General features: G+C 71.2%; 11 protein-coding genes. 5 read left to right on the plus strand and 6 right to left on the minus strand.

Annotated features, from left to right (window positions below):
• Positions 1-12: 12 nt before the first annotated feature.
• Complete coding sequence (locus ABZ896_RS18035; protein ID WP_360929269.1) at positions 13-1,131, minus strand: hypothetical protein; 1,119 nt, start codon at positions 1,129-1,131, stop codon at positions 13-15.
• Positions 1,132-1,267: 136 nt separating this feature from the next.
• On the opposite strand from ABZ896_RS18035, the gene ABZ896_RS18040 reads away from it, so the two are divergent.
• Together ABZ896_RS18040 and ABZ896_RS18045 are read left to right on the plus strand one after the other, a co-directional pair.
• The gene (locus ABZ896_RS18040) at positions 1,268-1,810 is read left to right on the plus strand and encodes a bacterial proteasome activator family protein (RefSeq protein ID WP_360929272.1); all 543 of its coding nucleotides are present in this window, start codon (positions 1,268-1,270) and stop codon (positions 1,808-1,810) included.
• A 410-nt stretch (positions 1,811-2,220) separates the two neighbouring features.
• Complete coding sequence (locus ABZ896_RS18045; protein ID WP_360929275.1) at positions 2,221-3,786, plus strand: protein kinase; 1,566 nt, start codon at positions 2,221-2,223, stop codon at positions 3,784-3,786.
• 24 nt (positions 3,787-3,810) lie between these two features.
• Here the strand turns inward: ABZ896_RS18045 and ABZ896_RS18050 are convergent, their stop codons facing one another.
• The 3 genes from ABZ896_RS18050 to ABZ896_RS18060 form a co-directional block, all read right to left on the minus strand.
• Positions 3,811-4,860, minus strand: a complete 1,050-nt coding sequence (locus tag ABZ896_RS18050) for a phosphotransferase (protein ID WP_360929378.1) — start codon at positions 4,858-4,860, stop codon at positions 3,811-3,813.
• Positions 4,861-4,972: 112 nt separating this feature from the next.
• The gene (locus tag ABZ896_RS18055; RefSeq protein WP_360929278.1) at positions 4,973-5,407 is read right to left on the minus strand and encodes a pyridoxamine 5'-phosphate oxidase family protein; all 435 of its coding nucleotides are present in this window, start codon (positions 5,405-5,407) and stop codon (positions 4,973-4,975) included.
• A gap of 80 nt (positions 5,408-5,487) precedes the next feature.
• Positions 5,488-6,144 (minus strand): response regulator transcription factor, encoded by a 657-nt coding sequence (locus tag ABZ896_RS18060; protein WP_360929281.1) that lies wholly within the window; start codon positions 6,142-6,144, stop codon positions 5,488-5,490.
• Positions 6,145-6,466: 322 nt separating this feature from the next.
• On the opposite strand from ABZ896_RS18060, the gene pdhA reads away from it, so the two are divergent.
• From pdhA to ABZ896_RS18075, 3 genes are read left to right on the plus strand one after another with little or no spacing between them, the layout of a single operon-like run.
• On the plus strand, positions 6,467-7,645 hold the full coding sequence (pdhA, locus tag ABZ896_RS18065) for a pyruvate dehydrogenase (acetyl-transferring) E1 component subunit alpha (RefSeq protein WP_360929284.1): 1,179 nt from the start codon (positions 6,467-6,469) through the stop codon (positions 7,643-7,645).
• 1 nt (position 7,646) lies between these two features.
• Positions 7,647-8,639, plus strand: coding sequence for an alpha-ketoacid dehydrogenase subunit beta (locus ABZ896_RS18070; protein ID WP_360929287.1), 993 nt, complete (start codon positions 7,647-7,649; stop codon positions 8,637-8,639).
• Positions 8,640-8,649: 10 nt separating this feature from the next.
• Positions 8,650-10,104, plus strand: coding sequence for a dihydrolipoamide acetyltransferase family protein (locus ABZ896_RS18075; RefSeq protein WP_360929290.1), 1,455 nt, complete (start codon positions 8,650-8,652; stop codon positions 10,102-10,104).
• A 50-nt stretch (positions 10,105-10,154) separates the two neighbouring features.
• Here the strand turns inward: ABZ896_RS18075 and dacB are convergent, their stop codons facing one another.
• Together dacB and ABZ896_RS18085 are read right to left on the minus strand one after the other, a co-directional pair.
• Positions 10,155-11,465 (minus strand): D-alanyl-D-alanine carboxypeptidase/D-alanyl-D-alanine-endopeptidase, encoded by a 1,311-nt coding sequence (gene dacB, locus ABZ896_RS18080; protein WP_360929293.1) that lies wholly within the window; start codon positions 11,463-11,465, stop codon positions 10,155-10,157.
• Between the two features lie 147 nt (positions 11,466-11,612).
• Positions 11,613-12,461: a serine hydrolase gene (locus ABZ896_RS18085; protein ID WP_360929381.1), complete on the minus strand. Its 849-nt coding sequence runs from the start codon at positions 12,459-12,461 to the stop codon at positions 11,613-11,615.
• Positions 12,462-12,526 lie beyond the last annotated feature (65 nt).

Raw genomic sequence — 12,526 nt, forward strand, 5'->3', positions numbered from 1 at the left:
GCCGGACAGGCCCTAACCGCGCCGGACGCGCAGCGCGAGCAGGCCGAGGCCCAGGCCGAGGCCGACGAGGACCAGACCGCTGCCGAGGGGCAGGACGTGCAGCCGCGCCCGCGAGGGCGACACGGCCTGCTCCTCGGGGCGCGCGGTCTTCGACGGATCATCCGGTACGGCGGTGACGGCCGCGTCGGCGGTCCGGCCGGCGTCGGGAACCTCGCCGCTCGGCGAGGCGCTCGCCGTACCGGCGGGTTCCACGGCCCCGGACTCCTCGTCCGCATCCCCTTCCCGCCGCCCCGGCCGCTCCCGCCCCACCCCGGCCTTGCTCCCGGCACGCGAGGGAGTGACGGCGGGGGAGGGCGGGACGGAGGCCGAGGGGGAAGGGCGCCGGGGGCCGTGGGCCGAGTGGGGGCCGGGGGCGGCGAGAAGGGGCGGGACGGTGGCCGAGGGGGAGCCGTGCTGGGGCCCGTGGGGCGGGAGAGGACCTGGGGCTGAGGGCGGGAGAGCGTCAGGCGCGGAGGAAGAGGGCGCTGTCGTGGTGGGGGTGCGCGGCGACTGGGCGGGCGTGGCGTCGGTGTGCGGGACAGCCGGCCGGTGAGCCGGGGCGAAGGCCGGTGGACCGTCGGAAGGGGAACCGAGGGGCGAGGGGCGACCGAAGGTCTCGGGAAGGGCGATGTGCCGGGTGCCCGGAGCCGGTGAGTGCCCGGGCATCGCGTTCGGCACAGCAGTGGAGCGGAGGGTGGCGCGCCGGATGCCGTGGGCCGGTGCGACGGCGTAGGGGAAGGCGCCGAGGAGTTTTGGGCGCAGGGTGTCGTGGGTCGCCGGGATGTGCCGCGGCATCGCGTTCGGCGCGGCGGCGGAGCGGAGGGCATCGGAGTGAGGGGTGTGCGAGGGGGCGTGGGCCGGTGGCGGTGCCGACCTCGGGGCGGGGTGTCGCGGTCGGGCGGCGGACGCGGCGCCGGTCCGGATGTGGGCGGCCCGCACGGTCGTACCCCTGATCGGCGATCCGTGGCCGCCACCCGCTCGTACCGTCCCCGGTTCCTGGCGTTCCGTGCCGTACGCCGGTGCCGCCCCCGCCGGGAACACGCCCGCCCCCACCACGAACACCAGCACCGTCGCCCGCAGCCAGGGAGTCACGGGACAAGACTGGCATTCAGGAGTGCGCCCGGCATTTCGGGTGGCTTTCTCGGGGGGATCTCTCGGGCAAACGGTGGATCAGGGTTCGGTGGGGGCACCCCAGTGGTGAGGTGTACGCGTGCGAGAGAATGGCGGCATGGAGATGCCGAGGAACGAAGGTTCGCCGGAAAGCCCCCAGATCCTGGTCGTGGGTCAGGACGGGATGGCGCTGGGCGGCGGGGGTGACGAGGACTCCCGCGAGGTGCCGGTCACGGAGATGGTCGAGCAGCCCGCGAAGGTCATGCGGATCGGCAGCATGATCAAGCAGCTTCTCGAGGAGGTGCGCGCCGCTCCCCTCGACGAGGCCAGCCGGGCCCGGCTCAAGGAGATCCACGCCAGCTCGGTCAAGGAGCTGGAGGACGGGCTGGCTCCCGAACTGGTGGAGGAGCTGGAACGGCTCTCCCTGCCCTTCAACGAGGACGCGACCCCGAGCGACGCGGAACTGCGCATCGCGCAGGCCCAGTTGGTGGGCTGGCTGGAGGGCCTCTTCCACGGCATCCAGACCACCCTGTTCGCCCAGCAGATGGCCGCGCGGGCCCAGCTGGAGTCGATGCGCCGCGCCCTCCCGCCGGGCGTCGGCGGCCACGAGGACGGCCTCGACCCGCGCGCGGGCGGCCGCTCGGGAGGGCCGTACCTCTAGAACCGGCAGCTGGAACCACCGATGTGAACACGGCCCGGCGGCCGGATGCCGCCGGGCCGTTCCGCTGGGCGCGCCAAGGTCCCGGAAGTGCTCGTTCGGGTTCTTCTTCGGGTGCGGTTGCCAACGGAGTTACCGGGTACCGGAGCGTGTGAGCTTGGCCACGGCTTGGTCGCGCCACGGGGGCCCTATGTCCCCGGGGACCGGATCCGGTGGCCTTTCCGTGACAGGAGCCCGACGGCCGGTACACAGAATTTGCACGCCGAGACCCGATACAGGTTTGATGACCGGTCCGTCCCGGACCGGTCCCCGGGCTCATCCCGGACCGGCGGCTTGCGCGAAGCCTGTAGCGTGGCCGACGGAGACCGTAACAACACCGCGCGCACCGCGGGCAGAAACGACGGCGAGGACCGATGGCACAGCAGCAGCGCGCTCAGGGCCCGTCCGACCCCGAGGCGACTGGCGGCGGGATGTCGGATGCGCCGGAGCTGTGGGGTAACGGCGGACTGGTGGGGGACGGCCGATATCGCCTGACCCGCAGACTCGGCCGGGGCGGTATGGCGGAGGTCTTCGCGGCCGAGGACGTCCGGCTCGGCCGTACGGTCGCCGTCAAGCTGCTCCGTGCCGACCTCGCCGAGGACCCGACCTCCAAGGCCCGCTTCACGCGCGAGGCCCAGTCCGTGGCCGGCCTCAACCACCACGCGATCGTCGCCGTGTACGACTCCGGTGAGGACTTCGTCGGCGGCCAGTCCGTGCCGTACATCGTCATGGAGATCGTCGAGGGGCGGACGATCCGGGATCTGCTGATCAACGCCGAGGCGCCCGGGCCCGAGCAGGCCCTGATCATCGTCTCGGGTGTCCTGGAGGCGCTCGCCTACTCGCACCAGCACGGCATCGTGCACCGCGACATCAAGCCCGCGAACGTCATCATCACCCACAACGGCGCCGTCAAGGTCATGGACTTCGGCATCGCCCGCGCCCTGCACGGCGCGTCCACGACCATGACCCAGACCGGCATGGTGATGGGCACCCCGCAGTACCTCTCGCCCGAGCAGGCCCTCGGCAAGGCGGTCGACCACCGCTCCGACCTGTACGCGACGGGCTGTCTCCTCTACGAACTCCTCGCGCTCAGGCCCCCGTTCGTCGGCGAGACCCCGCTCTCGGTGGTCTACCAGCACGTCCAGGACATCCCCACACCCCCGTCGAGCATCTCCGACGCCTCGCCGCCGGAGCTCGACGGCCTCGTCATGCGCTCCCTCGCCAAGGAGCCCGACGACCGCTTCCAGACGGCCGAGGAGATGCGCGGGCTCGTCCAGTACGGCCTGCAGATGCTGTACGACCAGGGCGGGCACACCGGCACCTGGAACACCGGCCCTGTGCATCTGCACGACGGGCGGCAGACCCCGTCCGGCGGCTTCGCGAGCACCAGCGTGCTGCCGCACCCGGACGCCTCCGGCACCACCCAGATCCCGCAGCCGATCCTGCCCACCGGGTACGGCGGCGGGGACGACGGCGGCTTCGAGGGGCACGGCAACCGGGGCAGCGGCCGCGGCAAGCTGTGGATCCTCGCCGTGCTCGCGGTGATCGCCGTCGCGGCGGGCGTGGCGCTCGCGCTCAACGGCGGCACCGGCGACGGCGGCGGCACCGGCAGCTCGGTCTCGCCGACCACCTCGCAGACCACCGACGACCAGTCGGCCAGCGAGAGTCCGACCGACGAGGCGACCGAGGAGACCACCGACACCTCCACGGACGACGGCACGGGTTCGGGCAACTCCGACTACACGCCGTCCTATACGCCGTCGTACACGGCCTCGGCGACCCAGTCGGAGACGGCCACGAGCCGGCCGACGGAGACGGCGACCCAGCCCTCGGAGACCGCCGAGCCAACGGACACGGCCGAGCCGACGGACACGTCGACCGACACGTCGGACGGCGGCACGATCTCGGGCATCACGGGCGGTGACGACGGCGAGGGCTGACCCCCCTGGCTCCCGGACCCGGCGTCACCCCGCGAACGCGTCGCACACCGCCTCGTACTCCCGGGTCCACCACACCACCAGCGCCGAGGCCGCCGGGAACTGGGGGTCCGCGCGGGTGTCGCCGCGTTCGTAGTGCCAGCGCAGCATCCAGAAGTCGTTGAGGCGTTCCCACCACACCCGGTGGACGGCGGCCGCGAGTTCGGAGGGCGTGGCGCCCGCGGTACGCCGGTACGCGCGCGCGTACGCCCGCGCCTTCGGCAGGTCGAGCGTCCCCGCGGGCCGTACGAAGAAGATCGCGGCGGCGCGTACGGCCTCCTCCGCGCGGGGCTGCACGCCGAGCCGGTCCCAGTCGACGATCGCGGCCGGGGCGTCGCCCCGGTAGAGCAGGTTGAACGGGTGGAAGTCGCCGTGCACCCAGCCCACCGGACCGGCCTGCGGAGGCCGCCTGCCGACCTGCTGCTCCAGCAGCGCGCGCCGCTCCAGGAGCCGGTGGCGGGCCAGCTCGTCGAAGGAGTCGGCGGGCCGGTGCCGGCGCACGCGCGCGAGGAGGTCGTCGATGAGGGCGAAGGTGTCGACGGGGTCGGCGCCGCGGGCCGGCTCGGGACGGGCACGCGCGTGTGCGGTCTCCGCAGGCCGCTCCGGTGGGCCGGCGTCCGGTGGGCCGGCCGCCATCACCCGCTCCAGGCTTGCGTGCACCAGTCCCAGCAGCGCTCCGAGCCGTTCGCACTGGGCGGTGGTCAGCTGGGCGCCGTGGCGGTGGCGGCCGTCGATCCAGGGGTGCAGGGCGTAGGCGTGGCCGCCGATCACCGCGACCGTACGGCCGTCGCGCGCGGGCAGCGGGGGCGCGACCGGGACGCCGAGGTCGGCGAGGTGCCGGGTGGCCCGGTGCTGGCGGGCGATCGCCTCGGGATCGGCCGTCTCCGGGTCGAAGTGGTGCTTGAGGAAGTAGTGGCCGCGGGTCGTGCGCAGCCGGTAGCCGCGGTTGAGGAGCCCTTGGTCGACGGGGTCGCAGGCGACGGCGGAACCGGCCGAGTACCGGCTCAGTAAGGCGCCCAGCGGGGGCGCGTGAGGCATCAGGGGTGGTACGGGAGAGCGCGGCACGCGCCCGATGCTAGGGCACAAGCCGGGCCTGTGAGCTGGGCGTTGTCACACACAGTCACGCGTAGTCGCCTGTGGTCGCTTTCGGTCAGGTGCGGTGACCGAAGTGGCGTTCCAGGCCTCCGTCCGCCGAGTGCACGGTCCCGAACTGCGGATCGACGGCCAGATAGACGGGCTCGTACGGCTCCCCGTCGACCCGTTCCGGCGCCGGGCCGAACCGCTCGATCTCGGCGGCCGTCGGCTCGTACGCCGTGCACTCGCCGACGACCTGTACGGACCACAGCGCCTCCCCCGGGCGCAGCGAGCCGAGGTTGTCGGAGCCGTAGGCCACCACGCCCCCGGCGCACGCCCGGTGCCAGCCGACGCTGCGCGGCATCCGGATCAGGATCCGGCGGTCCGTCACGATGTGGCGGGCGAAGGCGAGGAAGGGCAGGGCGCGCATGCTGGTCGCGACCCGGCCGTAGTCGGTGCGGGCGAGCAGGTCGACGGCGAGGCGTTCGTCGGAGGGTGCGTCGGAGGGCATGGACCGACTGTGCGGGAGGGCGGCCGCCCGCGACAGGGACGTAGGTCCTCAAAAGTTCCGCAAAAGGTCGCGCGACGCGCTCAGTGCTTCTCCGCCTGGAGCCGCGCCACGTAGGCGGCCGCCTGGGAGCGCCGCTGCATACCGAGTTTGGAAAGCAAACCCGATACATAGTTCTTGATCGTCTTCTCGGCGAGGTGGAGCCGCTCGCCGATCTGGCGGTTGGTGAGGCCCTCGCCGATCAGGTCGAGGATCCGGCGCTCCTGCTCGGTGAGGTGGGCGAGCGGGTCCTCGGGTCCGCGGCCGCCGTCGCGCAGCCGCTCCAGCACGCGCGCGGTGGCGACCGGGTCCAGCAGGGACCGGCCCGCGGCGACCTCCCGGACGGCGTCCAGCAGTTCGGCGCCGCGGATCGCCTTGAGGACGTATCCGGAGGCCCCGGCCATGATCGCGTCGAAGAGCGCCTCGTCGTCCGCGAACGAGGTCAGCATCAGGCACCTCACCGAGTCGTCCGCGGAGCGGATCTCACGGCAGACCTCGACCCCGCTGCCGTCCGGCAGCCGTACGTCGAGCACCGCCACGTCGGGGCGGGTGGCCGGAATCCGCGCCAGCGCCTCGGCGGCCGTACCGGCCTCGCCGACCACCTCGATGTCGTCCTCCGCCGAGAGCAGTTCATGGACGCCCCGCCGGACGACCTCATGGTCGTCGAGGAGAAATGCCCTGACTTTTCCGTCTTCGCACACAGCAGAAGTCAAACACACAGACCCTTCCGGTGGCCTGGTCGGACGGGATAACGTGCCGTTGCTCCGGCCTCCTGCAAGGCTGTGACCAGCACCCTTTTCGACGCCTTTCCGATTTACTTGGAAATCCAAGCAAAATCGCAGGTCAGAGGGGGTTTCACAGAAATGTGGAGCACTGGGTAACGTGGCAGTTGCAGGGCGCTCGCCGGGGCACCTGTCCGCCTGTCATGACCGGATCGCACCCACCCCGTGCGATCGGTCGGCCGCAGGCGAGCCGCACTGGCACCCGGCGAACCCGGGTAGCCGGACCGACGGAGGAGCACACGTGACCGTGGAGAGCACTGCCGCTCGCACACCGCGACGCAGCGCCAGTACCAAGAGCACGGCCGGCAAGCGCACGACCGCGAAGAAGCAGCCGGGCACCGAGCCCGAGCTCGTGCAACTGCTGACACCCGAAGGCAAGCGCGTCAAGAACGCCGCCTACGACAAGTACGTCGCCGGCATCACCCCCGAAGAGCTCCGCGGTCTCTACCGCGACATGGTGCTCACCCGTCGCTTCGACGCCGAGGCCACCGCCCTGCAGCGCCAGGGCGAGCTGGGCCTGTGGGCCTCGCTGCTCGGCCAGGAGGCCGCCCAGATCGGCTCCGGCCGCGCCACCCGCGAGGACGACTACGTCTTCCCCACCTACCGTGAGCACGGCGTCGCCTGGTGCCGCGGGGTCGACCCGACCAACCTCCTCGGCATGTTCCGGGGCGTCAACAACGGCGGCTGGGACCCCAACAGCAACAACTTCCACCTCTACACGATCGTCATCGGCTCCCAGACGCTGCACGCCACCGGGTACGCGATGGGCATCACCAAGGACGGCGCCGACAGCGCGGTCATCGCCTACTTCGGCGACGGCGCGTCCAGCCAGGGCGACGTTGCCGAGTCGTTCACCTTCTCCGCGGTCTACAACGCCCCCGTCGTGTTCTTCTGCCAGAACAACCAGTGGGCGATCTCCGAGCCGACCGAGAAGCAGACCCGCGTCCCGCTCTACCAGCGCGCGCAGGGCTACGGCTTCCCGGGCGTCCGCGTCGACGGCAACGACGTGCTGGCCTGCCTCGCGGTGACGAAGTGGGCGCTGGAGCGGGCCCGCGGCGGCGAGGGACCGACGCTCGTCGAGGCGTACACCTACCGGATGGGTGCGCACACCACCTCCGACGACCCGAGCAAGTACCGGGCCGACGAGGAGCGCGAGGCATGGGAGGCGAAGGACCCGATCCTGCGCCTTCGCCGTTTCCTGGAGGCCTCAAACCACGCGGACGAGGGATTCTTCGCGGAACTGGAGGCCGAGTCCGAGACGTTGGGCAGGCGAGTACGCGAAGTCGTCCGTGCCATGCCGGACCCGGACCGCTTCGCCATCTTCGAGAACGTCTACGCGGACGGGCACGCGCTCGTCGACGAGGAGCGAGCCCAGTTCGCCGCCTACCAGGCGTCGTTCGCGGATGAGGGGGGTCACTGACATGGCGGAGACCGCGGCCATCAAGAACCTGGCCATCGCCAAGGCGCTCAACGAATCGCTGCGCCGCGCCCTGGACTCCGACCCCAAGGTCCTGATCATGGGCGAGGACGTCGGCAAGCTCGGCGGTGTCTTCCGGGTGACCGACGGCCTCCAGAAGGACTTCGGCGAGAGCCGGGTCGTCGACACCCCGCTGGCCGAGTCCGGCATCGTCGGCGCCGCGATCGGCCTCGCGCTGCGCGGCTACCGCCCGGTCGTGGAGATCCAGTTCGACGGCTTCGTCTTCCCGGCCTACGACCAGATCGTCACCCAGCTCGCGAAGATGCACGCGCGCTCGCTGGGCAAGGTCAAGCTCCCGGTCGTCGTCCGCATCCCCTACGGCGGCGGCATCGGCGCCGTCGAGCATCACTCCGAGTCCCCGGAGTCGCTCTTCGCGCACGTCTCGGGCCTCAAGGTCGTCTCGCCGTCCACCCCCTCCGACGCCTACTGGATGATGCAGCAGGCCATCCAGAGCGACGACCCGGTGATCTTCTTCGAGCCCAAGCGCCGTTACTGGGACAAGGGCGAGGTCAACACTGAGGCCATCCCCGGCCCGCTGCACAAGGCCCGCGTGGTCCGCGAGGGCACCGACCTGACCCTCGTCGCCTACGGCCCGATGGTGAAGCTCTGCCGGGAGGTCGCCGACGCGGCCGCCGAGGAGGGCAGGTCGCTGGAGGTCCTGGACCTGCGCTCGATCTCGCCGCTGGACTTCGACTCCATCCAGACCTCGGTGGAGAAGACCCGCAGGCTGGTCGTGGTCCATGAGGCGCCGGTGTTCTTCGGCTCGGGCGCGGAGATCGCGGCCCGTATCACCGAGCGCTGCTTCTACCACCTGGAGGCCCCGGTACTCAGGGTCGGCGGCTATCACGCCCCCTACCCGCCGGCCCGCCTGGAGGAGGAGTACCTGCCGGGCCTGGACCGGGTGCTCGACGCCGTCGACCGTGCCCTGGCGTACTGAGGAGAGGGTCGTGACGACGATGACGGAAGCGTCCGTACGCGAGTTCAAGATGCCGGACGTCGGCGAGGGACTCACCGAGGCCGAGATCCTCAAGTGGTACGTCCAGCCCGGGGACTCGGTGACGGACGGCCAGGTGGTGTGCGAGGTCGAGACGGCCAAGGCCGCCGTCGAACTGCCCATCCCCTACGACGGTGTGGTCCGCGCCCTGCACTTCCCCGAGGGCACGACGGTCGACGTGGGGACGTCGATCATCGCGGTGGACGTGGCGGGCGGGGCGGCTCCTGAACCGGCGCCCGAGTCGGCCTCCGCGCCTGAGTCGGCCACCGTGGCCGCGCCGGCACCCGAGGCCGCACCGGAGAAGAAGCCCGAGGGCCGCCAGCCGGTCCTCGTCGGCTACGGCGTCGCCGCCTCCTCGACCAAGCGCCGCCCCCGCAAGGGCCCCGAGGTCCCGGTCCAGCAGGCCTCGGCGCTGGTGCAGACCGAGCTGAACGGCCATGGGCCCGCCGTGCCCCAGCCCGTGCCCCCGGCTGCCGCGAAGTCCCGGCCGCTCGCCAAGCCCCCGGTGCGCAAGCTCGCCAAGGATCTGGGCGTCGACCTCACGGTGGTCACCCCGTCCGGCCCGGACGGGACCATCACGCGTGAGGACGTCCACGCGGCGGTCACCCCGGACGCAGCTCCGACCACGGCTCCGAGCACAGTCCCCGCACCGGCCTCCGCTCCGGTCCGCACCGCGGCACCCGCGCCCGTGGCGTCGTACGACTCCACCCGCGAGACCCGGATCCCGGTGAAGGGTGTCCGCAAGGCCACCGCCCAGGCGATGGTCGGCTCGGCGTTCACGGCGCCGCATGTCACGGAGTTCGTCACGGTCGACGTGACCCGCACGCTCAAGCTGGTCGAGGAGCTCAAGCAGGACAAGGAGTTCGCGGGCCTGCGGGTGAACCCCCTGCTGCTGATCGCCAAGGCGCTGCTGGTCGCGGTCCGGCGCAACCCCGACATCAACGCCTCCTGGGACGAGGCGAACCAGGAGATCGTGCTCAAGCACTACGTCAACCTGGGCATCGCCGCGGCCACCCCGCGCGGTCTGATCGTCCCGAACATCAAGGACGCCCACGCCAAGACCCTTCCGCAACTGTCGGAGGCGCTGGGCGAGTTGGTGGCGACGGCGAAGGAGGGCCGGACCGGTCCGGCCGCGATGCAGGGCGGCACCCTCACCATCACCAACGTCGGCGTCTTCGGCGTCGACACCGGCACCCCGATCCTCCCGCCCGGCGAGTCCGCGATCCTCGCGGTCGGGTCGATCAAGCTCCAGCCCTGGGTCCACAAGGGCAAGGTGAAGCCCCGTCAGGTCACCACGCTGGCGCTCAGCTTCGACCACCGGCTGGTCGACGGCGAGCTGGGCTCCAAGGTCCTCGCGGACGTGGCGGCGATCCTGGAGCAGCCGAAGAAGCTCATCACCTGGGCGTGACGGATCCGGGGCCGCGCATTCCGCTCCGGGATGCGCGGCCCCGCCGTTCATCAGGCGTAGCAGCCGTTCACGGTCGCCGCCAGGCCGTCCATCGCGTCCTTGATGGAGTTGGCGTTCGCCGTGGAGCCGTTCTCCACGAAGGAGAACACCTTGAACCGGCCGTCCTTGCCGACGGTCAGACCGCTGAGCGCGATCGCCCCGGTGAGCGTGCCGGTCTTGGCGTGGATCTTGCCGACGGCGCAGCTGGAGTACACGTCGTCGAAGCGGCCCCACTCCGGGCCCAGGGTGCTGCCGGCCTCGCCGGAGACGGGCAGACCGTCGAGGATGGAGCCGAGGGTGTCGACGTACCGGGGTTCCGTCAGCAGTTCGAGGATCTCGGCGAGCGCGGCGGCCGGGATGCGGTTGGCGCGGGAGAGCCCGCTGCCGTCGTAGATCTCGTAGTTGTCCAGCGAGACGCCGTACGTCTGGCTCAGCACCTCGCGCACGACCGCCGTGCCGCCGTCGAAGGTGGCCGGGCGGCCGGCGGCCAGCGCCGTCATGCGCAGCAGGGTCTCGGCGTAGTTGTTGTCGCTGACCTTGATCATGTGGTGGACCAGGTCCGACAGCGGCGCCGACTCGTGGTCGGCGACGACGACGTCGTCGGGGTTCGCGGTGATGCGGGTGACGGAGCCGTCGACGGTCATGCCGGCCGCGGCGAGCTGCTTCGCGAAGACCTGCCCGGCGTCCAGCGAGGTGTCCTGGACCGCGTGCTGGTCCACGACGAGGGCGCGCACCGGGGCGATCTCGTTCGGGTAGTAGCCGGTGTTCCAGCCGTTCGCCAGGGTCGGCTCCGGGAAGAGGCTGTCGTCCACGGCGATCTTCACGGAGGTCAGGCCCGCGATCTTGAGCGACTCGGCCGCGGTCTGCGCCATCGCGGTGAGGTCCGCGGTGGTCAGCGAGCGGTCGCCGCCGCCGACGAGGGTGAGCGTGTCGTTGTTGACGAGGACGGCCTTGGTGGTGAACCGGTGGTCGGGGCCGAGCACGGTCAGCGCGGCGGTCGCGGTGCCGAGCTTGGTGTTGGACGCCGGCATCAGCGCGGTCGCGCCGTTGTGGTCCCAGACGGCGGTGTCGGACCAGGCGTCGAGCACCACGCCGCTGACGTTGCCGCCGAGGCGGGCGTCCAGGACGCGTGTGTTCAGGTTCGCGACCATCTGCTGGTCCTCGACGCTGAGGTCGGCGGCGAAGGCGGCGGGGATCATCAGGGCGGCCGAGGCGACGGGGACGGCCAGCGCCAGCACGATGGCCCGTCCGCGCCGGCGGGACCGCCTGGCGGCGGTGCCGGAGGTGGGGGCCGACGCGTCCGTGTGTGTCTCAACTGTCATGGAAATGATGTGCCGTTCTGGTGCGGGGGGGTGGTCGGGTGTTCGGTGACCGTACCTGCTGTAACGGGCCGCGCCCGGGCAATGGTTCAACAGGACGACGAGAGCCCGCCGCGCTCGGCGCGCGGCGGGCTCTCGGTGCGGTCGGGGTCAGCCGATCTTGGCGTAGCCGTAGTTGATGAGCTTCTTGACGTCGTTGGTGCGGTTGGCGGCCGACGAGGAGGTCAGGACCGCGCCCATGACGGACTCGCCGTTCTTCGTGGCCGCGAAGACCAGGCAGTACTTCGCCTGGGTGCCGGAGCCGGTCTTGACGCCGAGGGTGCCGTTCCAGCCGAGCAGGGTGTTCGTGTTGCTCCAGGTGGCCATCGTGCGGGTGGAGCCGGTCTTCGTGATCGTCTTGGCCGTGTACGACTTGGTCTTCACGACCGACTTGAACGTGGAGTTCTTCATCACGTTGCGGGCGAGGACCGTCAGGTCCTTGGCCGACGAGTAGTTGTTGCCGTTGCTGTTGCCGTCGAACGAGTCGAAGTGCGTGTTCGTCAGGCCGAGGCTCCTGGCCTGGGCGTTCATCTTCGAGATGAAGTTCTTCGTGCGGGCCGAGACCGTCGAGCCGGACCCGTACTTGTCGGCCAGCGCCATCGCGGCGTCGCAGCCGGACGGCAGCATCATCCCGTAGAGGAGCTGACGGACGGTGACCTTGTCACCGACGATCAGCCGGGCGGACGACGCGCCCTTGGCGACGATGTAGTCGCTGTACGCCTTCTTGATCGTGACCTTGGAGTCGAGGTTCAGGTTCGACTGCGACAGGACGACCTTGAAGGCCATGATCTTCGTGGTGGAGGCGGTCAGGCGGTGGGTGTTCGCGGACTTGCTGAACAGGGTCGTACCGGTCGCGCTGTTCATGACGAACCCGCTCTTGGCGGTGATGGTCGGAGCCGTCGCGGCCTGTGCCGGTGCCGCGGTGAGAGCTCCGGTGGCGAGCACTGCGCCGGTCGTCATGGCGACGGCGGCGGCCCTGCGGACACGGAAGCTCTTGGTGACGGTTATCAACTGAAATACCCCGA

Source organism: Streptomyces sp. NPDC047072 (genome assembly GCF_040643855.1).
Classification (GTDB): Bacteria; Actinomycetota; Actinomycetes; order Streptomycetales; family Streptomycetaceae; genus Streptomyces.

Excerpts from the sequence above, each read along its gene's own strand:
- ABZ896_RS18040 (WP_360929272.1), top strand. The coding sequence starts at position 1,268 with ATGGAGATGCCGAGGAACGAAGGTTCGCCGGAAAGCCCCCAGATCCTG.
- ABZ896_RS18045 (WP_360929275.1), top strand. The coding sequence starts at position 2,221 with ATGGCACAGCAGCAGCGCGCTCAGGGCCCGTCCGACCCCGAGGCGACT.
- ABZ896_RS18050 (WP_360929378.1), bottom strand. The coding sequence starts at position 4,860 with ATGCCTCACGCGCCCCCGCTGGGCGCCTTACTGAGCCGGTACTCGGCC.
- ABZ896_RS18055 (WP_360929278.1), bottom strand. The coding sequence starts at position 5,407 with ATGCCCTCCGACGCACCCTCCGACGAACGCCTCGCCGTCGACCTGCTC.
- ABZ896_RS18070 (WP_360929287.1), top strand. The coding sequence starts at position 7,647 with ATGGCGGAGACCGCGGCCATCAAGAACCTGGCCATCGCCAAGGCGCTC.
- dacB (WP_360929293.1), bottom strand. The coding sequence starts at position 11,465 with ATGACAGTTGAGACACACACGGACGCGTCGGCCCCCACCTCCGGCACC.
- ABZ896_RS18085 (WP_360929381.1), bottom strand. The coding sequence starts at position 12,461 with ATGACGACCGGCGCAGTGCTCGCCACCGGAGCTCTCACCGCGGCACCG.